The organism is Phycisphaeraceae bacterium, from assembly GCA_019636735.1.
Classification (GTDB): Bacteria; Planctomycetota; Phycisphaerae; order Phycisphaerales; family SM1A02; genus VGXK01.
The window spans coordinates 240,689-263,305 of sequence record JAHBWY010000005.1; the positions used below are offsets into that span (position 1 = coordinate 240,689).

Annotated in this window: 19 protein-coding genes and 1 tRNA gene; 6 read left to right on the forward strand and 14 right to left on the reverse strand. The window is 65.5% G+C overall.

Going from position 1 to position 22,617, the window contains the following annotated elements:
* Positions 1–30 precede the first annotated feature (30 nt).
* The 5 genes from tuf to coaE form a co-directional block, all read right to left on the reverse strand.
* Positions 31–1,242 carry an elongation factor Tu gene (tuf, locus tag KF724_09020; protein MBX3355826.1) on the reverse strand — a complete coding sequence of 404 codons (1,212 nt, stop codon included), beginning with the start codon at positions 1,240–1,242 and terminating at the stop codon, positions 31–33.
* A gap of 117 nt (positions 1,243–1,359) precedes the next feature.
* Positions 1,360–1,431 (reverse strand) — tRNA-Thr (locus tag KF724_09025).
* A 140-nt stretch (positions 1,432–1,571) separates the two neighbouring features.
* Positions 1,572–2,498, reverse strand: coding sequence for a type II secretion system protein (locus KF724_09030; protein ID MBX3355827.1), 927 nt, complete (start codon positions 2,496–2,498; stop codon positions 1,572–1,574).
* A 115-nt stretch (positions 2,499–2,613) separates the two neighbouring features.
* A complete protein-coding gene (gene rho / locus KF724_09035; protein ID MBX3355828.1) occupies positions 2,614–4,062 on the reverse strand; it encodes a transcription termination factor Rho in 1,449 nt (482 codons plus the stop codon).
* Between the two features lie 99 nt (positions 4,063–4,161).
* Positions 4,162–4,776 carry a dephospho-CoA kinase gene (gene coaE, locus KF724_09040; GenBank protein MBX3355829.1) on the reverse strand — a complete coding sequence of 205 codons (615 nt, stop codon included), beginning with the start codon at positions 4,774–4,776 and terminating at the stop codon, positions 4,162–4,164.
* A gap of 224 nt (positions 4,777–5,000) precedes the next feature.
* On the opposite strand from coaE, the gene KF724_09045 reads away from it, so the two are divergent.
* Positions 5,001–5,774, forward strand: coding sequence for a hypothetical protein (locus tag KF724_09045; protein MBX3355830.1), 774 nt, complete (start codon positions 5,001–5,003; stop codon positions 5,772–5,774).
* Positions 5,775–5,984: 210 nt separating this feature from the next.
* Positions 5,985–6,440, forward strand: coding sequence for a hypothetical protein (locus KF724_09050; GenBank protein ID MBX3355831.1), 456 nt, complete (start codon positions 5,985–5,987; stop codon positions 6,438–6,440).
* 41 nt (positions 6,441–6,481) lie between these two features.
* Here the strand turns inward: KF724_09050 and cysS are convergent, their stop codons facing one another.
* Together cysS and KF724_09060 are read right to left on the reverse strand one after the other, a co-directional pair.
* Entirely contained in the window at positions 6,482–8,134 is a 1,653-nt protein-coding gene (cysS, locus tag KF724_09055; GenBank protein MBX3355832.1) for a cysteine--tRNA ligase, read from the reverse strand.
* Between the two features lie 27 nt (positions 8,135–8,161).
* Entirely contained in the window at positions 8,162–9,181 is a 1,020-nt protein-coding gene (locus KF724_09060) for a class I SAM-dependent methyltransferase (GenBank protein ID MBX3355833.1), read from the reverse strand.
* Positions 9,182–9,476: 295 nt separating this feature from the next.
* Here KF724_09060 and KF724_09065 point away from each other — a divergent pair, with 295 nt between their 5' ends.
* From KF724_09065 to KF724_09075, 3 genes are all read left to right on the forward strand, one after another.
* Entirely contained in the window at positions 9,477–10,874 is a 1,398-nt protein-coding gene (locus tag KF724_09065) for a hypothetical protein (GenBank protein ID MBX3355834.1), read from the forward strand.
* Positions 10,871–11,887 (forward strand): hypothetical protein, encoded by a 1,017-nt coding sequence (locus KF724_09070; protein ID MBX3355835.1) that lies wholly within the window; start codon positions 10,871–10,873, stop codon positions 11,885–11,887. The genes KF724_09065 and KF724_09070 overlap by 4 nt, the downstream gene beginning before the upstream one ends.
* A gap of 83 nt (positions 11,888–11,970) precedes the next feature.
* The gene (locus KF724_09075) at positions 11,971–13,773 is read left to right on the forward strand and encodes a hypothetical protein (protein ID MBX3355836.1); all 1,803 of its coding nucleotides are present in this window, start codon (positions 11,971–11,973) and stop codon (positions 13,771–13,773) included.
* A gap of 158 nt (positions 13,774–13,931) precedes the next feature.
* On the opposite strand, the gene KF724_09080 is transcribed toward KF724_09075, so the two are convergent.
* The gene (locus tag KF724_09080; GenBank protein MBX3355837.1) at positions 13,932–15,455 is read right to left on the reverse strand and encodes an oligosaccharide flippase family protein; all 1,524 of its coding nucleotides are present in this window, start codon (positions 15,453–15,455) and stop codon (positions 13,932–13,934) included.
* A gap of 109 nt (positions 15,456–15,564) precedes the next feature.
* Between KF724_09080 and KF724_09085 the strand changes: the two genes are divergently transcribed.
* The gene (locus KF724_09085; protein MBX3355838.1) at positions 15,565–16,743 is read left to right on the forward strand and encodes a glycosyltransferase; all 1,179 of its coding nucleotides are present in this window, start codon (positions 15,565–15,567) and stop codon (positions 16,741–16,743) included.
* 7 nt (positions 16,744–16,750) lie between these two features.
* Here KF724_09085 and KF724_09090 read toward each other — a convergent pair whose 3' ends face one another.
* Genes KF724_09090 through KF724_09115 form a run of 6 tightly spaced genes read right to left on the reverse strand, consistent with a single transcriptional unit; the run spans position 16,751 to position 22,589 of the window.
* Entirely contained in the window at positions 16,751–17,638 is an 888-nt protein-coding gene (locus KF724_09090; protein MBX3355839.1) for a polysaccharide deacetylase family protein, read from the reverse strand.
* A gap of 42 nt (positions 17,639–17,680) precedes the next feature.
* A complete protein-coding gene (locus tag KF724_09095) occupies positions 17,681–18,838 on the reverse strand; it encodes a hypothetical protein (GenBank protein ID MBX3355840.1) in 1,158 nt (385 codons plus the stop codon).
* A 12-nt stretch (positions 18,839–18,850) separates the two neighbouring features.
* Positions 18,851–20,194 carry a long-chain fatty acid--CoA ligase gene (locus KF724_09100; protein ID MBX3355841.1) on the reverse strand — a complete coding sequence of 448 codons (1,344 nt, stop codon included), beginning with the start codon at positions 20,192–20,194 and terminating at the stop codon, positions 18,851–18,853.
* Positions 20,191–20,886 carry an SDR family oxidoreductase gene (locus KF724_09105; GenBank protein ID MBX3355842.1) on the reverse strand — a complete coding sequence of 232 codons (696 nt, stop codon included), beginning with the start codon at positions 20,884–20,886 and terminating at the stop codon, positions 20,191–20,193. Before KF724_09105 ends, KF724_09100 begins: the two co-directional genes overlap by 4 nt.
* The gene (locus KF724_09110) at positions 20,883–21,185 is read right to left on the reverse strand and encodes a hypothetical protein (GenBank protein ID MBX3355843.1); all 303 of its coding nucleotides are present in this window, start codon (positions 21,183–21,185) and stop codon (positions 20,883–20,885) included. The genes KF724_09105 and KF724_09110 overlap by 4 nt, the downstream gene beginning before the upstream one ends.
* Positions 21,186–21,194: 9 nt before the next feature.
* On the reverse strand, positions 21,195–22,589 hold the full coding sequence (locus KF724_09115) for a glycosyltransferase family 4 protein (GenBank protein MBX3355844.1): 1,395 nt from the start codon (positions 22,587–22,589) through the stop codon (positions 21,195–21,197).
* Between the last annotated feature and the right edge of the window lie 28 nt (positions 22,590–22,617).

Here is a 22,617-nt window from a genome sequence, read left to right on the forward strand (position 1 = left end):
CGCGTGAAACGGCGCCCGGAGGGGATTCGATTACTCGACGATCTTGGTGACGACGCCGGAGCCGACGGTGCGGCCACCCTCGCGGATGGCGAAGCGGACGCCCTGCTCCATGGCGACGCCCTTGCCCTCGAGGTCGACCTGCATGGTGACATTGTCACCCGGCATGCACATGTCGGCGCCGATGAGCTTCTCGATCTTGCCCGTGATGTCGGTGGTGCGGAAGTAGAACTGCGGCTTGTAGCCGGCGACGAAGGCGGTGTGACGACCACCCTCTTCCTTCTTCAGCACATAGACCTGGGCCTCGAACTTGGTGTGAGGCTTGATGGTGCCCGGCTTGCAGAGCACCTGACCGCGCTCGATGTCCTTCTTCTCGACGCCGCGGAGGAGGCAGCCGACATTGTCGCCCGCCTGGCCCTGATCGAGGGTCTTCTGGAACATCTCGACGCCGGTGACGGTGGTCTTCATTGGCTGGGGACGGAGGCCGACGATCTCGACTTCCTCGCCGACCTTCACCACGCCACGCTCGATACGACCGGTCGCGACGGTGCCACGGCCCTTGATGCTGAAGACATCTTCGACCGACATGAGGAAGGGCTTGTCCGTCTCACGCACGGGCTCGGGAATGAAGGAGTCGATCGCATCCATGAGGTCGCCGATGCACTTGTTCTTCTCGGCGTTGCCGGGCTCCTGGAGCGCCGGGAACGCGGCGCCGCGGATGACCGGGGTGTCATCGCCGGGGAAGCCGTACTTGTTCAGGAGCTCGCGGACTTCCATTTCAACGAGATCGAGCAGCTCGGCGTCATCGACGAGGTCGACCTTGTTGAGGAAGACGACGATCTTCGGCACACCGACCTGGCGAGCGAGCAGGACATGCTCCTTGGTCTGCGGCATGGGGCCGTCGGCGGCGGAGACCACGAGAATGGCGCCGTCCATCTGGGCGGCGCCGGTGATCATGTTCTTCACATAGTCAGCGTGGCCGGGACAGTCGACATGGGCGTAATGGCGATTGGCCGTCTCGTACTCAACATGGCTCGTGGCGATGGTGAGAATCTTGGTGGGATCGCGACGACCCTCGCTCTCGGAGGCCTTGGCGACCTGGTCATAGCTGACCGGCTTGCCGAGACCCTTCGCGCCCTGAACGGCGGTGATCGCGGCGGTGAGAGTGGTCTTGCCGTGGTCAACATGGCCAATCGTGCCAACATTGACATGCGGCTTGGTGCGAACGAAAGTTTCCTTGGCCATGTCGAATCTCCAACGGTGCGGCGCCTGGTGGCGCCATGACTTCTCGAAAACGGCTTCGTCGAGTACGGCGACTCGACGAACCAACGGCCTCCGAAGACCGAACGCCGGTCTTCGGGAAGCCACCGAAGGGGATTGAACCCTCGACCTCACCCTTACCAAGGGTGTGCTCTACCACTGAGCTACGGTGGCGGTGGACCGAAGAAAAACCGCCCGAAGCGGGCGGTGAGTCGGGCATATTAGCCGAACGGCCCCTCCGGTCAAGAGGCCACCTCGGGCCGGTTTTCCAAGCAGATTCGAAGGCGACCGACCCGGTCAGCCCCCGTTCACCCTCAGGTCCCCGAGCGGTCCAGGTTCGTCACCCGGACATTCCTGCCGTTGTCCTGCGGGTTGCCGTCGTCACCCTGAAGCTCCTCGAGGTCGTCCCACTTCGGCTGGGCGTCGGTGTGACCGTCGAAGAAGAGGATGGCCGCCACGCCGCCGATGTACCGGAAGTCGACCTGCCCCAGTTCGGAGCTGTTGCCGCGCCACGGCGCCACGGTGCTGGTTTCGACCGGATCGATGGTCTCGCCGGCGAACGAATCCACCAGCATCAGCCCGCGCGCCGGGTGGCGGATCTGGTGCGTCGAGAACCAGTTGCCGCCGCGGCTGTCGAAGAAGTTGTTCATGGCGAACATGCCCGGCTGCGGGACATGCTCGGGAAGCGCTCGCGAGCCGAGATCATTGGCGTTGATCGCGGAGTCGGTGCTCATCGATGATCCCTCGAAGACGCGGTACATCGGCTGCGTCGATCGGAAGGGGTTCCCCTCGAAATCCGGGTTCAACGAGTAGAAGTAGCCATCGGGTGCGTCGAACTCCCAGCGGTAGTTGCCATCGGTCGACGCTGGCCCGAGACCAGCGGTGGTCCAGAGAATGTCAGCCCAGGTGCCCTTGCGGAGCATGCCCGCCGGCGGAGGTGGCTCGGTGCCGTCGGGCCGCCGATTCGAGCGGACCTTTCCAGGCGTCGCCGCCTGCGAGTAGTCGAACGCGCTCGGCACGATCGTCTCGCGATTGTCCTTCGAGTAGGCGGCCGAATAGTTCGCGACCTGACGGAGGTTGTTGTAGCTCTTCATGAGCACCGCGTTCCCGCGCACCGTGGCAAGACTCGGGAGCAGGATGGCCATGAGGATGACGAGCACGCCGATGACGGCGAGGATCTCGACCAGTGTGACACCACGACGATGGCCTCGGTTCCCGACGGCCCTGGAGACGGTCTTCATGAGGAGAACCTCCGTGGGAAGGATAGTGGGGTCCGGGGCCGATCGGTTCCAGTTGACTTGTGGGAAAAGGACCCAGAATGTCGATTTGGGCCACTCCGACCGCCCCATACCGGGGTCAGCCCATGTTCATGGTCATCAGGAACTCGGCATTGGACTTGGTCTTGGAGAGCCGGCTCTTCAGGAGTTCCATGGCCTCGACCACATTCATGTCGGAAACGACCTTGCGCAATCGGATGATGAGCTCATGCTCCTTGGCATCGAGCAGCAGCTCCTCGCGGCGCGTGCCGCTCGCGGCGACATCGATGGCCGGATAGATGCGCTTCTCGACAAGCTTGCGGTCGAGGTGCAGCTCCGCGTTGCCGGTGCCCTTGAACTCCTCGAAGATGACCTCGTCAGCGCGGCTGCCGGTATCGACGAGCGCCGTCCCGATGATCGTCAGTGAGCCGCCGTGCTCGATGTTGCGAGCAGAGCCGAAGAACTTCTTGGGCTTGATGAGCGCCGCGTTGTCGACACCACCCGAGCCGATCTTGCCCGAGTTCGGCATGGCGTTGTTGTAGCCGCGCGCGAGTCGCGTGATCGAGTCGAGCAGGATGACGACATGCTCGCCGAACTCGACCATTCGGCGCGCCTTCTCCGAAACCATCTCCGCCACCTGGATGTGGCGCGATGCCTCCTCGTCGAAGGTGCTCGCGACGACTTCAACGGACTCCGGCGTGTTGCGTCGGAAGTCCGTCACCTCCTCGGGGCGTTCGTCGATGAGCAGCACGATGACATGCACATCGGGGTGATTCGCGCAGATCGCATTGGCGAGCTGCTGCAGAATGACCGTCTTGCCGGTGCGCGGCGGGGCCACGATGAGGGCGCGCTGCCCGAAGCCGAGCGGCGTCACCATGTCGATCACGCGGGTCTCCAGCTTCTGCGGCTGGCCGAGCATTTCGAGGTGAATGCGCTTGTTCGGGTGGAGCGGCGTCAGGTTCTCGAAGGTGGGGAGATCGGCGAGGATCTTCGGCTCGCGCCCATTCACCTTGTCGACGCGCAGGAGCGCGAAGTAGATCTCGGTGTCCTTCGGAGGACGCACGAGTCCGGTGACGACCTGACCCTTGCGGAGGCCGAAGCGACGGATCTGCGATGGACTCACATAGATGTCGTCGGGGCTCGCGAGGTAGGAGTACTCGGGGCTGCGCAGGAAGCCGTAGCCGTCGGGCAGCACTTCGAGCGTGCCGGTCGCCGTCATCAGCCCATGCTTCTGAGCGCGGGCCTTCAGGATCTCAAAGACGAGCTTCTGCTTGGGCAGCCCCGCCTGCTCCTCGAGGCCTTCCTTCTTCGCGAGCTTGATGAGCTCCTCGCCGGTCTTCTTCTGAAGCTCCGCGAGGTCGAGGTCATCCTTGCTCGCCAGGTCGTACTTGCCCTGGATCTCGGCTTCGAGCGCCGCGATCTCCTGTTCGAGCTGCTCGTCCGAAGGGATGGCACCCGGCGTGAGAACCACGGTCGGGGCCGACGGTGCGAAAGATCCATACGATCCGGGAGAGCCTCCGCCCTTACGGCGGCGACGACGCTTGCTCATGTTCGATGTCCAGGGGGAGTGGGAAAGGGACGGTGGGCCAAACGCCAAGGGACGCCTGCCTGCCGATTGTCCGCGGGGTTGACTCGGGACCAAGCGCTGTCAGCCGACGCGGCCGATTCCGGCCAGCACCTGCTCAAGCGCCCGGACAACTTGAATTCGCAGCGACGCCGGGTCTCCGTCGTTGCTGAGAACAGTATCGGCGGCCTGCCGCTTCCGGTCAAGCGGCCATTGGGCCGTCTCGCGGCGCGAGACCTCCTCGGCACTCCAACCCCGGGTTTCCGCCACGCGGGCCAATCTGGTCGTTCTCGGAGCATCCACGAAGAAGATCGCGTCGCACTTCTCCTTGAGCCCCGCTTCGAGGAGCAAAGGGGCGTCGATGACCAAGGCCCGAGTGCCCGAAGGCGGGTTTGCAAAGATCGCCTCGCGACGCGCCTCGACCAGGGGGTGGATCAGGCCCTCGAGTCGAAGGCGCTCCTCTGGTCGTGCAAAGACCACCGAGGCGACCTGGCCGCGGTCAATCTCCCCATCCCGATCGAGAACTCCGGAGCCCCACCACTCCACAAGCTGGCGATGGACCCTGGGATCGCGCATCAGATCCCGCGTCATCGCATCGGAATCGCAGACGAGGCACCCCTCCTGGCGGAGGATGCTGGCCACCAGCGACTTTCCGCTGCCGATTCCACCCACGAGCCCGATGACGGGAAGGCCATTCACTCGGCTGGGATTTTAGCGTCAGGAGTTGCCCCGCTGGCTGGAAGACCGCATTGGCCCGACCTTTGAAACCGGCCGTGGCGCTCTGAATCCGCCTCCTGAGGTCAGAGTCGGTCGTGGAGCCGAATCGTGAACTTCCAGCTTGCATCAGCTTCCAACATAGCTAGCGTTTAGGAGTCAAGGCCCCACGCCGGGCTCGAACTTGTGCTTCATCCAGGAGAGGGAACATGTCACTCAAGCCCGCTTTCGTTCTGACCGCCGCACTTGCGACCGCTTCATCGGCGAGCGCGACGATCCTGTACTCGACCGGCTTTGAGAGCCCGCCCTTCACGGTCGGCTCGAGCGTCAATGGCATCGACGGCTGGTTGAACGGCTCCGGCGGCGGCGTCAGTCAAAGTGTGTCGACCGCGCAGGCGGCCAGCGGTTCAAACAGCCTGCTCTTCGACAACTCGTCACTGTTCAGCTTCTACTCCGTGCGCCACAACCTCGGTGGCTGGAACGGCCAGGACATCCTGAAGGTGAGCACCAAGCTTTATGTCGATGGCTCGACGCAGGCAAACCGCCTGTACGGGCTCTACCTGACCAATGTCGCGGCGGGCACGCTCGGAAGCACCACGCTCGGTCTTTCGATCGGCGGCGATGGCATTGTGCGCGCCGGCAAGAACTGGGCGGCCACCTACGAGAACCCCGGCATCATCGGGACCGCAGGCGCGGGCACCTTCACTGATCGCTGGCTGACGATTGAGTTCCTTATGAATGCCACGACCGGCAACGCCGATGTGACGATCTCCGGGTTCTCCGATGCCAGCAGCATCAACTCCTCATTCTCGGGAGTCTCCATTCCGCTGAACCTGAATCTGGGCAGCGATTACTTCGACACGACCAACCGCGCGGGCAAGGGCTACTTCGACGATCTCTCGATCGAGTACATCCCCACGCCCGGTGCGATCGCGCTGCTCAGCATGGGTGCGCTCGCCGGACTCCGTCGCCGGCGCGACTGAGGACGGACTTCGAGTTCGCTCGACAGACACAAGGACGCTGCGGGTTTCGGCCCGCAGCGTCTTGTTCTTGCGCAAGGGCGGCCTCAGGCGTTCACGCACGCTTCAGCGTTCCGACGCGGCCTTCAGCGATTCGATCTCTCCCCGGGATTCGCCAGCGCCTCTCCGCCTGCATTGGGTGGCGGCGGCCCGGTCGAGTACCCTTCGCTCGACATGAACCTGAATCTCCCTCGCTTCGTTGCTGCTCGCGCCACGGCACCCCGCTCCATCACGCTGAAGCCGGTGCTCGCCGCATCCGTCATTCTGCTCAGCGCGCTCGCGAGCGCGGGTTGCCAGTCCACCGCGCCCGCCACAGCCGCTGCGTGCGGAGATGCCACCGCCTCAACTGAAGCCAGGACCGCCGATGGCAAGATCATTCGTGTGGCCGATGACGGCACGCTTGAAGAGTGCAATCCAGCGCCCGCCGGGGGCAACCGCCCGGGCTTCAAGGCCGTGAACACCGTCTGCCCGATCGTCGACGCCGACGGTGCCGATGAGAGTGTCACCGCCGAGTGGCGAGGCAAGACGATCGCCTTCTGCTGCCCCACCTGCCTGCGGCAGTTCAATCGCATGAGCGACCCGCAGAAGGATGCGATGCTCGTGAAGGCGACGACCTACGCCACACCGTGACAATGCCGCCAGGCGCTTCGGCGCTCGTGGTGGCCCCGGTGCTACCGCACGATTCGCGTCCAAGTGGTGCCCTGGGGGCCATCCTTGATGGCCACGCCAAGCGCCAGCAGTTCGTCACGAATCCGATCGCTCTCGGCGAAGTTCTTTGACGCGCGAGCCTGGGTCCGGGCGGCGAGAAGCTCCGCGACTTTGGTGTCGAGCGGGTCCGCTGCGCCGCCCGAGGCCGCACCCGCCTCGCGCCGCACGGGCTGATTGCGATCAAAGACGCCGAGCACCGAGTCCATGCGCCGAAGTGCGAGCAACTCGCGGGCGGGGTGCGCGGCGGCGAGCGCAGCGCCATCGCCGACCGCCTCGTTCAGCGCCGCAAGGGCCTTCGCGACATTGAGATCTTCGGCGAGCGCCATTGCAAAGCCGGGCAGGGCGCGCTCGATCGGTCCGGCGGCGTTGGCGACGCTCTGCGCGACCGGCGCGTTGAACCCGGGACCGCCCGCCTGCTTCGCCGCGGCTTCGACCTTCGCCGCGTGCGGCAGGCCACCTTCATCCGCGGCGGCTTCCGCAGGCACGCCAGCGCGCTCGGCGAGCTGCGTCGCGACGCGCCACCAGCGGTCGATCTGCTTCTGGCAGTCGGAAAGCCCCTGGATCGTGAAGTTCGAGTTGATCCGATAGTGCGCTCGCGTGATCTCAAGCCGCAGCGCCGCAGGCGTGGCACCCTTCGCGAAGATGTCCCTTGCGGTGAAGAAGTTGCCGCGGCTCTTCGACATCTTCTCCCCCTCGACGAAGAGATGCCGCGTGTGGAACCAGGTCCTTGAGAAGCTCGGGCGATCGAAGGCGCAGCGGCTCTGGGCGATTTCACACTCGTGGTGCGGGAAGATGTTGTCCTCGCCGCCTGAGTGGATGTCGATCTCTTCGCCGAGGAGCGCCGCGGCCATCACACTGCACTCGAGATGCCAGCCCGGGTAGCCCTCGCCCCACGGGCTCGGCCAGCGCATGAGGTGGCTGGCGTCGGGCTTCCAGAGCATGAAGTCGGCCGGATGCTTCTTGTTCGCCTGGTGCTCGGCGCTGATGCGCTCCCCTGCACCTTCGCGCAGCGCGTCGAGCGAGTTGCCGCTCAACCGTCCATACTCGGGAAAGCTGCGCACATCGAAGTACACGACGCCGTCGCGCCCGACATAGGCGTGGCCCCGCTCGATGAGGCGCTCGACCAGCGCGACCATCTCGGGAATGAGCCGAGTCGGTCGCGGCATGAGCGAGGGATCGCGCTCGGACTCGAGGGCCACCTTGAGCCCCAGCCGCTTCGCATCCTCGAGAAAGCGCGCCGCATAGAAATCGGCGATGGCCAACGGGTCGCGCGGATCGATCTCGACTCCCGCCGGGAGCGTGCCCGACTTCTTCGCCTCGGCGAGCCGACGACCGGCCACGGCCATCTTGTCCTCTCCGCCACCATCGGCGTTGGAGTCATCGGTCATGTGACCGACATCGGTGATGTTCATCACATGCCGCACCCGGTGTCCCGCGAGTTCGAGGGTGCGCCGGAGCATGTCGGCGTTCAGAAACGCTCGAAAGTTGCCCACATGAGCGTCGTCGTAGACGGTGGGGCCGCAGGAGTAGAAGAGAAGCGGCGCCCCGGGACCGCCGAGGGGCACGATGGGCTCAAGCTGTCGCGTGAGCGTGTTGGTGATTCGAACCGTGAGCATGCGGCGGGTGTGGTGGCGCGATGAGGGTCAGTCAGGTGTCGGATGCGCGGCAGCGGCCTTCGGAAGCGTCGAGGGAGACTCCGGGCGCCGACCACTGCATGCTCCCTCGTGCACCTTCACATCGACGAAGCCCTCTTCGGCGTACCACCGCGCCATGGTTGCATCGGTCTGCGGAAAGTCGTAGGTCGCCGAGAGCGCGTCGTAGGTGTCAAGGATGGTCCACTCCCGGTTGTACTTGAGATCGACGCCAAGGTTCGATTGCTCGAGAATCGGCACCAGTCGAGCGCCGCCGCGACCGGCAATCGAGCGCATGAACCTCGCGAGAGGAATGAGCTTGGGGGCGTACCACTCGACGAAGCGGTAGAGCTTCTCCGGCTTCATGCGGGTGGTGATAGGCCGCATCACATACTTCCAGTGCAGCATGGTCCGCAGCATCTTCGGATAGACATCGACCGAGAGAGAGCCGCCCGGTCGAACCATGCGCGCCAGCGCCGCGAAGCTCTTCCGCACATCGGGCGTGTGCTGGAGCACGCCGAGACAGAAGACGCGATCGAAGCTCCCCGCCGGGAATGGAATGCGATAGATGTCGCCCTGGAAGATGCAGAAGTTCGGATGCTCGCCGTTGTTGGCGTAGTTGGCCTGCACGGCCTGACTGAAGTCGAAGGTGGAGAGCCGGGCGCCGGTCGAGAGCATGATCTCGCTGAATCGCCCCGCGCCAGAACCCGCTTCGAGAATCCGGTCGCCATCCATGCGCTCCGGCCATCCGGTGGTTCGGAAGAAGCGCTCGCGCGTGAGCGTGGAGCCGTTGTAGCTGTCCAGTTGGAGCTTCGCGTGCTTCTGCCACTGGAGGCCGAAGTTGCCGGCATAGTTGTCCGCTCCGACGAACCGTGGAATGCCGCGCACAATCGGAAAGGAAGTGGAGCCATCCTCCGTCACGAGGCGCCCCTCGCGGACATGGGCCCCGTCCATGGAGAGCGCGTGCTGGTCCAGGCGAAGCGGACGGCCGGTCTCCGGATCGATGAACTCATTGAGCTGTTCGGGGCGCATGAAGGTGTCTTTCCGAGGGCGGAGCGTAGATTCTGCCCGCGCGCGGTGCTGGCGCGGCTGCGGGCGCCAAGGCACCCTCAGCCACGCCCCTCTCGAGGCGATGGAGTGCCGGGCGAGAGAGTTCATCGGCCACTGTGAACGGGAACTTCACGGACCCAGGCAAGGTCCCCGGTGCGATCCGCCGATGTAGACAGGCAGTGCGGCGGACGACCGTCGCGTTTGCCCCGGCGCATCCCGCGGGGGAGAATGCTCCTCCGGGGCTCGCAGTAACCCACGACCCTCCCCGTCCATCACCATGACCCTCGACGGCGCCTTCTTCATCTTCGGCTGGTTCTATGTGATCTTCGGATCGGCGCTGGTGCTCTTGCCCTGGCTGCGGGGCCGTGAAGATCTCTTCACCTCGAAGAACCTCTTCATGGCGGGCACGGTGAACTTCGTCGGTGTCGCCAGCATCTCGACGGGCTCGTCAGGCTTCTACATCGTGCAGCCCGAGGCGGGCGACTTCCTTCGGATCGTCTTCGGCGTCGGCCTTCTGCTCGTCGCCTTCTACACCACCTACCACTTCTGGCAGTACCCGAGGCGCCTCGCCGATCGGGTGGCGTTGCTCATGCCCGACACGAGCGGATCGGCCGTGCTTGTCCTGAGCGTGCTCGGCGCCTGCATTGCGGTTCTTGGCCGAACGCAGCTTCTCGCCATTCCGCTGCTCGGACACCTGCTCGCCGGCTTCTCGGTACCGATCAGCACCATCTGCTTCGGCGTCGTCTTCTGGAAGTGGTGGAACGCGAAGCACAATGGCTTCTTCCTGCTGCTGGCGATTCTCATGGGCCTCATCATGATGGTCATCGCCATGACCGCGGGCACCAGCCGGCGTCCGCTGCTTGGTCTCTTCACGACCATGCTGATCGTGATGTACTGGAGCAACCTGCGCTATCGATCGCCACTGCGAGCGCTTGGCGGACTCGTGCTGCCCGTCGCCGCCGCGTCCGTGATCATCAGCGGTTACAGCGTCATTCGCCATCAGATTCTGAACCCGCACGAGCGCAACCCCATCGAGGTCTTCACCGACCGTCTCTTCAGCATGACCTCGGCGATCCGCGAGGGCGAGGCGACGGGCAGCATCATCGAAGGCGAGTCAACCATCTCCTGCACGCTCGCGTGCATCGATCAGTACTCGAGGAACGGCTCACCGAACTGGTTCCACACCTTCCGCTTCGTCTTCTCGAATCCCGTCCCTCGAGTCTGGTGGCCCGAGGGAGTGCTCGGCGAGAAACCGGTGGCGCTGGGCGAAGTTCTGCCGCGTGATCTGGGCGAGTGGGAAACGGGCTACATCAACTGGGGTGTGGGCATCGTCGGGCACGCCTATTACGACGGCGGCGTGTGGGTCGTCATCATCTATGGCGTCATTCTCGGCTTCTTCTTCAGGTACTACGACGACAAGATGTCGCATCAGCCCGAGAACGGCTTCATCCTCGGGACCCTCGGCGCCATGTCGTCGAACATCATCACCTTCAGTCGTGGCGATATCGCGACCTTCGCGGTGGACATTCTGGCTTGCATGGTCGCTGGATGGCTGCTGATGCGGGTGTCTCGCTTCATCTGGGGCACGGTGGTGCTGGAGCCCGTGGACGAGGAAGCCGATCCCTACGACATCGAGCAGGAATCACTGCCCGTCGCCGGAGTCCCACAGACATGATGCCGCACCTGCCAAGACGGAACTTTCTCGCCGCATCGGGGCTGCCGCTTGCGGCACTGCTTGCCTCCCTGCCGCGCGAGGTGCTCGCGGCGCTGCCGCAAGCGCAGGATGTTCCGCCTCCGCCGACACCGCCAGCGCCTCGAGCGCTTCCGAACCCCGGCACGCAGCCGACCAACCCGCGTCAGCGCGTCATCAGCTACTTCCTGATCGGCGGCTCGTGCAGCACCATCGCCACTCGGCGCATCAGCACGGTGACGCGCGAGGATGGCTGGGCGGGCTTCATCCAGCGCTGGGCCAAGCCTGCGTTTGAATGGGGTTCGCGTCGCTTCTGGCTCCAGTGGCCCTTCGGTACCAGCGGCACGGTGAACAACACCGACTGGGACCAGTTCATGGACGCGAAGGATGCCGGACTCGACTGGCTGACGAAGGACTTCGTCGATCGTTGGAGGCCGATTCGAGAGGGCTCGCTCGGCGTGCCGGTGGACATCACGGCCTACATCGGGAGCGCCCTCGACGACCCGACGATGATGCCGCTGCTGCTCAAGGAGCGCTACGCCGAGTGGCTCGTTCGCGCCGTCTCAAGCGTGGTGCCCTACCTCATGTGCCGCATGAACATCGGCGTCGACGCATCGGTCCGCGTGCCGCAGGATCAGCCGGACCTGCACCTGTGCAGCCTGCTGAGTTCACTCGGGACCAAGATCTTCGTCGAGACAAGGCCGCAGGTCAGCCACCCGTACTGGAATCAGTTCAATGTCGTGGTCGACGCGGACTTCTGGTACACCTCCGACCCCAAGCAAAACCCCGGTGCGACATGGGCCATTCCGAACGACCAGCTCAAGGGTGAGATCGTGCGGGGCATCATGTTCCCGCCGAAGGGCAAGAACTGGGACGACATTGGTTGGATGGTGCAGGAAGCGCGAAAGATTCTGCGCGAAGGACACACGGTTCTCCTGAACACCAATCATTTGCAGGCGAAGGGCGTGTCAATGGACGATCTGGTGGCGGGGATCTGAACCAGCCCCTTCCGCGCGCGTGTTATGCTGCTTGGCCCTGTTTCGCGGCGCGGCCTCGATTCCACTGACTGAACGCCTTCACCATGACCGCCATTCTCGGCCTCAACGCCCAGCACGCCGACTCCGCCGCCTGCCTCGTGGTGGACGGGCAACTTGTCGCCGCCGTCGCAGAGGAGCGGCTCGGACCTCGAATCAAGCACTCGCCAGCCTTTCCTGAACTGGCCATCCGCGCCGTCATGGAGATCGGCGGCGTGCGGTTCAAGGACCTCTCCCATGTGGTCATCGGGCGCGATGCAAAGTCGAACCAGAGCCAGAAGATCAAGTATGTCCTGACGCATCCGATCCAGGGCGGAGCGGCCGCGTTCGAACACTTCCGGCGCCGCCGGGCCAGCCGCGGGCTGCTCGAGCGCGTGGCTGACGCCTGCGGCGAGGATCCGACCAGCAGCCGTGCGCAGCTTGTGAATCTTGAGCACCACCTCGGGCATATCGCGAGCGCGTACTACTGCTCGCCCTTCGAGCAGCTCACGGCGGGGCTCTCCTACGACGGCTCGGGCGACTTCGTCAGCATGATGGCCGCGCGCTGCGAAGGCACTTCCATCGAAGTGCTCGATCGCGTCTATCTGCCGCACAGTCTCGGCTTCTTCTACACCGCGGTCTGTCAGCTCATCGGCTTCGACGGATTTGGCGAGGAGTACAAGGTCATGGGCCTGGCCGCCTATGGCGAGGATCGCTGGGCGGAACTGATGCGCAGCGTGATGGAGCTTCCCGACAACGGCTGGTTCCGCCTGCGACAGGGCTACTTCGGCATGCACCAGGGTGGCCAGAGCGATCAGGTCGACGCGCAGGGCCGATTGGTCATGGGTCGCTTCTACGGCGACGCCTTCGCCCGAGCGATCGGCCATGTGCGCCGGCGCGACGAGGAGATTGGCCAGCTCCAGAAGGACCTCGCCAAGAGCTGCCAGGTGCGCTTCGAGGAAGCGGCGATGCATTGCGCGAAGCGGCTCCACGCGATGGTGCCCACGGAGCGCATCGCCTACGCGGGCGGCTGTGCGCTCAACGGCGTGGCCAACGCACGGTTGCTTCGGGACACTCCATTCAAGACTCCCTATCTCCAATGCGCCGCGAGCGACGATGGCATCTGCGTGGGCGCCGCGTTGTGGGTGTGGCACAACCTCCTCGGCCGGAAGGAGCGCTTCCACATGAAGCACGCCTACTGGGGGCCCGAGCACTCCGATCGAGACATGGAAGCGGCCGCGCGGACCTGCGGCACGCGCGTGGTGGAATTGCCGCGCGAGTCAGTCGCTCGCGTGGCGGCTCACCTGATCCGCTCGGGCCTCGTCCTCGGCTGGTACCAGGGGCGGAGCGAATGGGGACCGCGAGCGCTCGGCAATCGGAGCATTCTCGCCGATCCGACCTTCCCCGACACCAAGGACAAGATCAACGCCAAGATCAAGCGCCGCGAGATGTTCCGGCCATTTGCGCCGACGGTGCTCACGCCCCGCATGGGCGAGTACTTCGAGCAGAAGGTGCACAGCCCCTTCATGATGCATGTCGTGAAGATCCGCCCGGAGTGGCAACCCAAGCTGCCGGCGGTCACCCATGTCGACGGCACGGGGCGCGTGCAGAGCATCGAGCGTGAGACGAACGCGCTCTACTACGACCTGATCGATGAGTTCTCGAAGCTCTCCGGTGTGGCGATCGTGCTGAACACGAGCTTCAACGAGAACGAGCCGATCGTCGATACGCCTCAGCAGGCGGCGGATTGCTTCAAGCGCACCGGCCTCGACGGCCTGATGCTGGGCCGTTGGGTGACGGTGAAGGCGGAGCATGTCCCAGCGCTTGAGAAGGCGCTGGAGGCCTCGGGCGTCGCGCAGGGCGCGGCCTGAACTCGCGCAAGCATTGGTGCCCGCTTCCCCGGTCGTCATTCAGCGAGCGAAGTCCGCTCTGCGAAGAAACACCGATCCGTCGAGGTTCGTCGCTCCCTTGACATCGAGATGACCACTCCGGCTCTGAGGGTCGCGTGGGACTTTGGTTCCAATTCGGATCACTCCTGCGACACCGAGACCGAGGCTTCGGATCGCCCTCGGAAGGTGCGAATGATCTCGTTGTAGCGCTTCGGCGTGAAGAACCGGAAGAGCACCCACATCGCGGCGACGCTGCCGAAGCCGGTGATCATGAGCGCCGCCAGAGCGCCGAGCCGCGTCGCTGGGAAGAGCGTGGAGGACCACCACGCGGCCACGCCGAGGCCGAGGCCGATCAGCGCCGGTCGGACATGCATGAAGGCGACCTCGGACCAGCCGTACTTCGGCGACACCCTGATGGCGAGCCAGATCCCGATTGGGCCGAAGACAGTGAACTGCACGAGCATGGCGACCGAGGCACCCATCGCCCCGCCCATCGGGCAAAGCACGACCAGCAGCGTGATGTACGCAAGCGTCTGCGCGCCCTGCCAGAGACAGAGAATTCGGAAGCGGCGCTGTGCCTTCAGCATGGCCAGCGTGGGACCCTGTGAGATGGCCATCGCCTGCGCCGCACTCAGAATCAGCAGCGGCCACGCCGAGGGAAGCCATCGCTCCGGGAATGCGAATCGCAGCAGCGGCTCCGAGAGCGCCGCCTGAATCAGGCAGAGCGGAATCGCCAGCAGCAGGATGACGCCGCTGGCGCGGATGAATGCGCCAGCCTGTCGATCGGAGTCGGAGGAGAGCACTCCGAGCACCGGCTGAAGCACCTGCCCCAGGCCGAATGAGAAGAGCACCGTCACCTGGTAGCTGAGGTTGAATGCCACCGCGTAAATGCCGACCTCACTCGCGTCGGCGTAGAGGCCGAGGATCAACACGCCCGAAGTGGCCGCCACCGTCGCGATGTACTGCGCAGCGAGCAGCCAGCCGAGCCCGCTGAAGAGAAGCTTGACCGGCGGACTCCGCGGCGCCTGCTTCACCTTCGCACCCGCGAACCACCAGAAGCCGATCCAGCGCACGACGGCGCCGATCGTCAGGCCGCCCACAAGCGCAAAGCTCCCTGCGTCGAGCAGGGCGAGCAGGAGCGACCCCCCCGCCAGAAAGACATTCGACAGGAAGTGAACGAGTGAGATTGCGCGGAATCGGAAGTCAACTCGAAGTTGTGCGTGGGTCGCGCAGGCGAGGGTGTAGAAGAGCATCCGCAGCGCCGCCACGGCGAGCAGCGAGAGGTACCAGGTGAGCGTCTGGTCCTCTGGTGCATAAAGCATGGCCACCAACGGCCCAAGCGCCATGACGAGCAGGAATGAGCCGAGCCCGGAGTAGAGTGAGAGTTGATTGCCCACCCGGGCCCAGCGTCGAAACCCCTTGGTGCGCGCCGTGAGCAGGTCCGACACCGCCGCGGCATTCGCGAGAAACAGAAACGACGCCGCCATGACCGCCTGGTTGGCGACGCCCATCTCGCTTTCACTGAGCTCCCACGCGAGGATGAGTTGGGCCGTCAGCGAGAGCACCTTGCTCGACAGGCTCTCCGCGAGGGTCCACATGGAGCCGCGTGAAGCGATCCGACGGAGCGACGAGGCATCGGGAGGTGGTGTCGGGGCGCTGGTCATCAGAAGGTCGCGGCTACCATGCAACCCCGGTCATCTGTCCCCGCCGAGCAGGAGCCTCGATCAACGGCTCAATGCAGGGTCGGAATCGTACGATGAAGACGCGGATCGTATGCAGATTGTTCATGTCATTCGCTCTCTCGACCCGCGTTATGGGGGACCGCCGCGCGTCGTGACGCGACTGGCTGCGGCCCATGCGGGACTCGGGCATCAAGTCACGGTGGTCTCGACCGAGCTCGACGCCGAGAGATCGTCGCTGGCCCGCAGTGCGCTTGAAGAAGTCCCCGGTTCCGAGCGACTCGCGCAGGTCACCATCCCGGAGAAGACCGTCACACCTCTCGGGTCGCTTCGGCGCGGAGGCCGTGAGAGGATGCCATCGGGCGATCTCGTCTATCTCCATGGCGTCTGGGATCCGCTTCTCCGGGCTGCGGCGAGAGTCGCCCACGCACGCGGCGTGCCGTATGTCATTCGGCCCGCAGGCATGTTGACACCATGGTCGCTGCGGCATCGGCGCTGGAAGAAGCGGCTGGCGCTCGCGGCGGGTTGGAAACGCATGCTCGACCAGTCGCTCTATGTTCACGCGCTCAACCGCGACGAGGCCGAGACGATGGCGCCAGTTCGTCTTCGCGCGCCGATCGAGATCATTCCGAACGGCATCTTTCTCGAGGAAGTTGGCGCCTTGCCGCCGCGAGGCGCGTTCCGTCGGGAGCATCCCGAGCTGGGCCAGGACCCATTCGTGCTCTTCCTCTCCCGCCTGCACTGGGGCAAGGGGCTCGATCTCCTCGGCGAGGCGTTTGCGCAAGTCGTCGCCAGGAAGCCCGACCTCCGGCTGGTGGTGGCCGGGCCTGATGCGGGAGTCGGCGCCGAGTTCGAAGCGCAGACCAAGCGGCTCGGAATCGAGTCGCGCGTGCACCGCGTGGGGGCCATCTACGGCCCGCACAAGATCGCGGCGCTCGTCGATGCACTCGCGTTCTGCCTGCCGTCGGAGCATGAGGCATTCAGCGTCGCCATCACCGAGGCCCTCGCCTGCGGCTGCCCCGTGGTGATCTCGCCGGAGTGTCACTTCCCCGAGGTGACCGAGGTGGGCGCGGGTCTCATCGTGCCGAGGAACCCTGAGAAGATCGCCGACGCGATCGAACGCGTGCTCGCCGATTCCGCGGCCGCCGCGCGCATGGGTGAAGCGGGCCGGACGCTCGTGCGCGAGCGATTCACCTGGCCTGAGATTGCCGCGCGGAGTCTCGAACTCGTGCAGATTCACATGGCGCGACGATCGGCCGTCGCCGGCTCATGATGCAGTCTCACGACCGCGTGGCGCCGTGCGGTGCTTGCGACGGTTCGACCGTCGCGTCGGCCGAGGCCTCGACACCCAGCACTGCGGCGCAGGTATCAAAGCGATAGCGGCCGAGCAGCATCTCGAGTTTCGGCTGGGTGGTCCGCAGACCGACATAACACTTGAAGCGCCGCGACAGCGGCATCGGGACGCGCGGGCAATCTGGAGCGAAGTCGCGCGGGTGGAGATAGACCACCACCGGCAGGCCCTTCGCGTGCACCTGCGAAAACCCGCGACGAATGAGCCATGGCGGCAGAAGGCGAAGGTACCCGCCACCAGAGAAGGCGAGCCTTCGTCCGAAGAGCGACATGGTGCTCATGGGCAGCTCTGGCATTCCTCGGAAGTGATGAGGTCCCGGCTCGCACGGGTACCCGCCATCGCCGCGCGGCACGGGGAAGAGGCTGGCGTCGTAGCGAAGCCCCCGCTTGAGGAGCGCGTCGATGGCCCACTCCGAACCGGGCGTGATCGAGAAGGACGGCGCTCGATAGCCGATCACGCGCCGACCCGAGGCGCTCTCAATCGCGTCAATCGAGCGCGCGAGGTCCTCGTCGAACTCCTGCGGCGAGAGGTCGAAGACCCGGCGGTGCCAGTACGAGTGACTGGCCAGTTCATGGCCCTGATCACCGATACGGCGCACCAGCGCCGGATAGCGCTCCGCGATCCAGCCGAGGATGAAGAAGGTGGCGCGCACGCGCCGCGCCGCGAGAGTCTCGAGGATCCCGTCGGTGCAGCGCTCGACCAGGGTCGGCAGCGTTGGCCATCGCTCGGGCTCATCGAGCCCCTCGATGCCAACGATGTGGAACCAATCCTCGATATCGAAGGAGAGAGCGTTCGTGATGGTCTGATCATCGCTCATGAATGGAACGCACGCGGCCGAATCGCCGCTGGCCGAAGCGCCCTAGAAGGCGTCGTGATCGGCGAAGCTGAGACGCCATCGGGAGAGATCGGCGAGATCGGGGTCGCTCGTGAGGATGGCCTTCGGCCAGACGATGAGATCGTAGGTCTCAGGCGAAGGGCGATAGCCCCGGCGGCGAAGGAGCGATCCGACGCCCGGCCCGAGGCCATCCATGAAGAGCATCAGCACGGCGCCGTCAGCGACGGCGCGGCGCTCCGCATCGGCAAGAAGAGCCGCGATCGCGGCGGACTCACCCGCGAGCGTCATGACGACGGCGGCCTTCACAGCGGCGCCGCGCTCGGCGTAGCGCATCAGGAGCGCGGCATCGATCGAGTCGCGTCGTCGGGCGATGCGAAGGTCGTAGTGCCCGCCTTCGCGGGTGCGCTCGAAGCGGGCGCGAAAGCCCTCGGTGGTCCACTTCTGAAGGATGGCACCGGAGTCGCCGGGCGCACCGCGCTCAAGGAGCGCCACCACATGAGCCAGCCGTGGATCGTCGAGCCCAAGTGACTCGATCGACAGACCTGCGGGAGTCGCGGGCCTTCGCGCGGCCAGCCAGAGTCGCCAGAGGGCATCGAGCGGCAGCCCGAGGAGTTCCGCCCAGCGCCCCATGCCTCGATGGCGCGCCAGGAGACGCGCGGGGCGCAACGGCTTGAAGAGCACCGCCATTCGTCCGATGCGCGCAAAGCCGATGCGCAGATGCGTCTCAGCGAGATCACGCTGCCGAACGGCGGCATAGAGGAACGACGCGCCAGCCGGTCGCAGCGCCTGCGCCATGGTGAGCGGCAAGCGCGGGTAGAGCATCTGGTCGCGGAACGCCGGGTCCACATAGAGATTGGCCCAGTAGGCGGCGCGCCGCTCCGTGCCCCGTGCGCCGGACGCCTCACTCGTCACCAGCGTGCGCAGGTACATCGACGAGAGGCCGACGGGGCGCTCGCCTGCGAACGCCATCCACGCAAGGCACTGTGCAGGATCGAGTCGGCAGACGAACCAGTCGACGGACGGCTGATCCCACTCGCGGTGATCGCGCTCCGAAAGAAGCACGCGCAGCGCCGGCAGGTCCCTCTCCTCGGCGCGACGAATGGCCGCGGCCACTCGAGGCGCGGCCGCATCAGGTGCTTCCGATGACTCCTGCGGGGCGGAAGGATATGCGTGCTCGCCCATGCGCTCTGACCCTCAGCTTCGCTTCTTCTTGAAGCGCTCCAGCACGCGATCGTCACTCATGGGCCGGACCTTGACCGGAACCTTGAAGCTGGGCAGCTTCGAGAAGCAGTGGGTGCGGATGCGACGGGTGACCTCCTTGAGGTCCTCGGGCTCGGCCAGGCTGACCTCGGCGACCACGATGTTGCCCGTGAACGGATGAGGCTCCTTCACGACCACCGCGTCGACGACATTTGGGACTTCGAGGATCACCGCTTCAACTTCCTCGGGATAGACCTTCTCGCCGCCGACATTGATGAGGCTGCTGCGGCGCCCCTTGAAGCGCAGCCACTCGCCATCGACTTCGACCTCGTCCTGCGTGTCGAACCAGCCATCCTCGGTGAAGGGCGAGGGGGCGTTCAGGTAACCGAGCAGCGAGCTCTTCGCCTTGATCTGGAGAATGCCGTCGACGACGCGCGTCTCGTAGCCTTCGCCACCGACGCGCACCCAGAGCGAGTCGTTTCCGCGCGACTGCGATCGCAAGATGCCGAGTTCGGAGAGACCGTACGACTGTCGCAATTCCGCCTGCGGAAAGTCGCGGCGCAGGCCATCGAGCGTCGCCTGCGGCATGACCTCGGTGGCGTAGTTGATCACCTGAAGCGAGGAGCAGTTGTGGCGTCGATGCGCGCCGCTCATCAGCATCAGCCGCAGAAAGGTCGGGGATGTCGGCAGGACCTCGGCGCGGTGGCGCTCGATCGCACGGCAGACCGACTCAGGGTCGCGCGCCTGGAGCGTGATGACGCATCCGTGGTTCGCGAGCGTGTACATCAGCGTGTTGAAGCCGCCGATGTGGTCGAAGAGGAGGAAGGTGATCATCCGCTGCGTGTGGCGCGGCACCTGGAACTTCTCAAGCAGCGGAACGAGATCGTGGAGCGTGGCCTTCGGCGCTCCTGTCGCCCCCGAACTGAAGAGCACCAGCCCCGGGTGTCCGAGGGCCTGCACCTGCTTCAGAAGCGGATGGGTGACCTGGTGCGGAAGTTGCGTCACTTCACAGCGATCTTCGCCATCGACCGAGAGGAGCCAGCCAGCCTGGGCAATCTCGGCAAGCTGCGGCCGATCCGCACGGACATGCGACGCGACCGGCACCGCCACCGTGCGCTCCGCCATCAGCGCGAGCAGCGTGGCAATCGAGTTGGGCGAGAAGTCGCCATCGAGCATGACGACCTGGCCCGCGCCGATCCCATGCGACCGCAGCCGCGCCCGGGCCGCCTCGATCAACTCGAGCAGCTCGCGATAGCTCGTCGCGCGATCGTGCCAGATGATGGCATCGTCCCCGGCGTGTCGCTCAAAGCGCTCGAGGAGCCACGAGAGCGGCATCACGGCCCCCCGAGGTAGATCACCTGTCCCGTGGTGAAGGTCGTCCGATCATCGAGAAGGAAGTCCACCACCTGAAGGATGTCCTGATACTCGCCGTAGCGCTTGATCGATTGTCGATTGACCAGCGCCGTCATCTTCGCCTGCGGCACGCCGGCGATGAGGTCGGTCTTCACAGGATTCGGAGAGATGGCGTTCACGGTGACGCCGTAGTCGCCCAGCTCCCGCGCGACGACGCGCGTGTAGGCCTCGACCGCGGCCTTCGTCGCGACATAGACCGCCTCGCCTTCGAGCGCGTAGGAGCAGGCCACCGACCCGAAGTTGATGATGCGCCCCTGGCGCCGCAGAACCATCATCTTCGCGGCTTCGCGCGTGCAGAGCATGGTGCCGAGCGTGTTCACCCGGAAGAGCTTCTCCATGGTCTCGACCGGCGTCGTCAGCACATGGTTCATGCTGGCGCTGCCGGCGTTGTTCAGGAGCGCGGCAAGGGGCACGCCGCTGCGGCGAACAGCCCCGAACATGTTGACGACGGCCTTTTCATCTCCGACATCGACCTCGAAGTGCTCGTAGCGCTCATGCTTGAGATCCGACGGACCGCGCGAGCAGCCAAAGACCCGCCAGCCCCGCTCGAGGAAGGTTTCGACGAGCTGGAGGCCGATGCCCCGGCTCGTCCCCGTGATGACCATGGCGCGGCTCACTGGATCTTCGCCTCGGCGAGGAGCTGCTCGGCGTATTCGACCAGTGCACCGACCGAGCGGAATGGACTTCGCCGCATGGACATGGCCGCTTCGCTCGCGAGCACCAGTCCTGCGTCAAAGGTCTCATTCAGTTTCGCTTCGAAGGCCGTCACGATCATGACGAGGCCGAGCGAGTCGACCGCGGCCTGCGGTCCGAGGAGCGGAGTGTCGGGCGTGACGGCAATGGTGGTGCCGACCTGGGCGGCGTAGTCATTGACGCACTCGACGAGCATGGAGGTGAGTTGGTCTCGTGACGGCATGGTGCAGATTCAGCGGTGAGGGGTTGGGGGCGAAGTATAACGGTCGCGCGCGACTGGTCCGACAGCCACGCGCTGCGCCGCTTCCGAGGCGCTATTCGACTCGATCAGCTCGTGCCACTGCCTGCAACCGTCGGCGCGGCTGTAGTGGAGTGCGAGTGCGTCGCGCCCCCGCTCTCCTGCGGATCGGCAGCGCTCGGGGTCAGCCGCCAACTCGCGCAGGAGCGACGCGAGCCCTACGGCATCGCCGGGCGCAATGACCCAGCCGCAGCCCGATTCACCAAGAACAAGAGCATTCTCCGCATCGGCATTGCCGACGAAGATCGCGGGGCGCGCCGCAGCCATGATTCCGAACAGCTTGGAAGGCACGAAGAGTCCCGCCATGTCCGCAGCCTGGCTCGCGAGATGCACATCGGCCGCCGACAGGAGCTCCCCCAGTCGCTCGCGCGGCTGGTAGGGCTGCGACTGCGCATTCGTGAGCTGGTGCTCGCTGATGAAGCCCTCGACCTCTCGCTTGCGGGCCCCGCCGCCGGCGAAGACGAAGCGGATGTCCTCGCGATCTCGCAGGATCTTCGCCGCGCCAAGCATGGTGGCGACATCGTGCCCGACGCCGTAGTTCCCCGCATACATCACGGTGAAGGCGCCGTCGAGCGCCCACTCGCGCCGGAAGGCGTTGTCCCGGTGCGGCGTGGTTCCGAGCTCCTCGCTGTCCGACCAGACATGAATGATCCTGACGCGCGATGGGTCGATGCCCTTCTCGAGCACGCGGCGCTGCATGCAGCGGCCGAGGACGACCACGGCATCGGCGGAGCGCAGGATCCCGCGATGCACGCGCTCGAAGAAGCGTGCGGCGAGCCCGCCTCGGCGCAGGACGCCGCAGGCGACCGGAAGGTCGGGATAGAGGTCCATCACCCAGTAGATGAAGCGCACGCCGCGCAGCGCCCGGAGCATGCGGCCCACCAGACCGATGAGCGGCGGTGTCGTGAAGCAGATGACGACATCGGGGCGCTTCACAAAGAGCGCTCGCGTCATGGCCGCCACATAGAAGAGCGCGAAGTCCGCAGCGCGCGCCAGGTTGCTCCGCCGCCCGAAGATGCTCCGCCCCACGCGCGTGATCTCGATGCCCTCGTGCTCCTCGCGCGCCGGAAGCAGACTCCGATGTCCGCTGCCAGCCCAGTAGATGGAGCGGGAGGCAATCACCTGCACCTGGTGACCGCGGGCCACGAGATGACGCGCAAGGTCATCGGCGTGCTGCGCGGTCGCCGCGACATCGGGCCAGAAGACCTGGTTGACAAGAAGAATCCGAAGCGGTCGCGTCGGTCGATCCGCGTGCCGATCAGGGCCGGGCCGATCCGCCGGTGACCGTTCGGACGGCGGTGCACGCCCCGCGCTCCTCCCCTCGCTCATGGCGGTGCGCCCCTCGCGCGTGTCCCTT

Excerpts from the sequence above, each read along its gene's own strand:
- tuf (MBX3355826.1), bottom strand. The coding sequence starts at position 1,242 with ATGGCCAAGGAAACTTTCGTTCGCACCAAGCCGCATGTCAATGTTGGC.
- KF724_09030 (MBX3355827.1), bottom strand. The coding sequence starts at position 2,498 with ATGAAGACCGTCTCCAGGGCCGTCGGGAACCGAGGCCATCGTCGTGGT.
- rho (MBX3355828.1), bottom strand. The coding sequence starts at position 4,062 with ATGAGCAAGCGTCGTCGCCGCCGTAAGGGCGGAGGCTCTCCCGGATCG.
- KF724_09045 (MBX3355830.1), top strand. The coding sequence starts at position 5,001 with ATGTCACTCAAGCCCGCTTTCGTTCTGACCGCCGCACTTGCGACCGCT.
- KF724_09050 (MBX3355831.1), top strand. The coding sequence starts at position 5,985 with ATGAACCTGAATCTCCCTCGCTTCGTTGCTGCTCGCGCCACGGCACCC.
- cysS (MBX3355832.1), bottom strand. The coding sequence starts at position 8,134 with ATGCTCACGGTTCGAATCACCAACACGCTCACGCGACAGCTTGAGCCC.
- KF724_09060 (MBX3355833.1), bottom strand. The coding sequence starts at position 9,181 with ATGCGCCCCGAACAGCTCAATGAGTTCATCGATCCGGAGACCGGCCGT.
- KF724_09065 (MBX3355834.1), top strand. The coding sequence starts at position 9,477 with ATGACCCTCGACGGCGCCTTCTTCATCTTCGGCTGGTTCTATGTGATC.
- KF724_09070 (MBX3355835.1), top strand. The coding sequence starts at position 10,871 with ATGATGCCGCACCTGCCAAGACGGAACTTTCTCGCCGCATCGGGGCTG.
- KF724_09075 (MBX3355836.1), top strand. The coding sequence starts at position 11,971 with ATGACCGCCATTCTCGGCCTCAACGCCCAGCACGCCGACTCCGCCGCC.
- KF724_09080 (MBX3355837.1), bottom strand. The coding sequence starts at position 15,455 with ATGACCAGCGCCCCGACACCACCTCCCGATGCCTCGTCGCTCCGTCGG.
- KF724_09085 (MBX3355838.1), top strand. The coding sequence starts at position 15,565 with ATGCAGATTGTTCATGTCATTCGCTCTCTCGACCCGCGTTATGGGGGA.
- KF724_09090 (MBX3355839.1), bottom strand. The coding sequence starts at position 17,638 with ATGAGCGATGATCAGACCATCACGAACGCTCTCTCCTTCGATATCGAG.
- KF724_09095 (MBX3355840.1), bottom strand. The coding sequence starts at position 18,838 with ATGGGCGAGCACGCATATCCTTCCGCCCCGCAGGAGTCATCGGAAGCA.
- KF724_09110 (MBX3355843.1), bottom strand. The coding sequence starts at position 21,185 with ATGCCGTCACGAGACCAACTCACCTCCATGCTCGTCGAGTGCGTCAAT.
- KF724_09115 (MBX3355844.1), bottom strand. The coding sequence starts at position 22,589 with ATGAGCGAGGGGAGGAGCGCGGGGCGTGCACCGCCGTCCGAACGGTCA.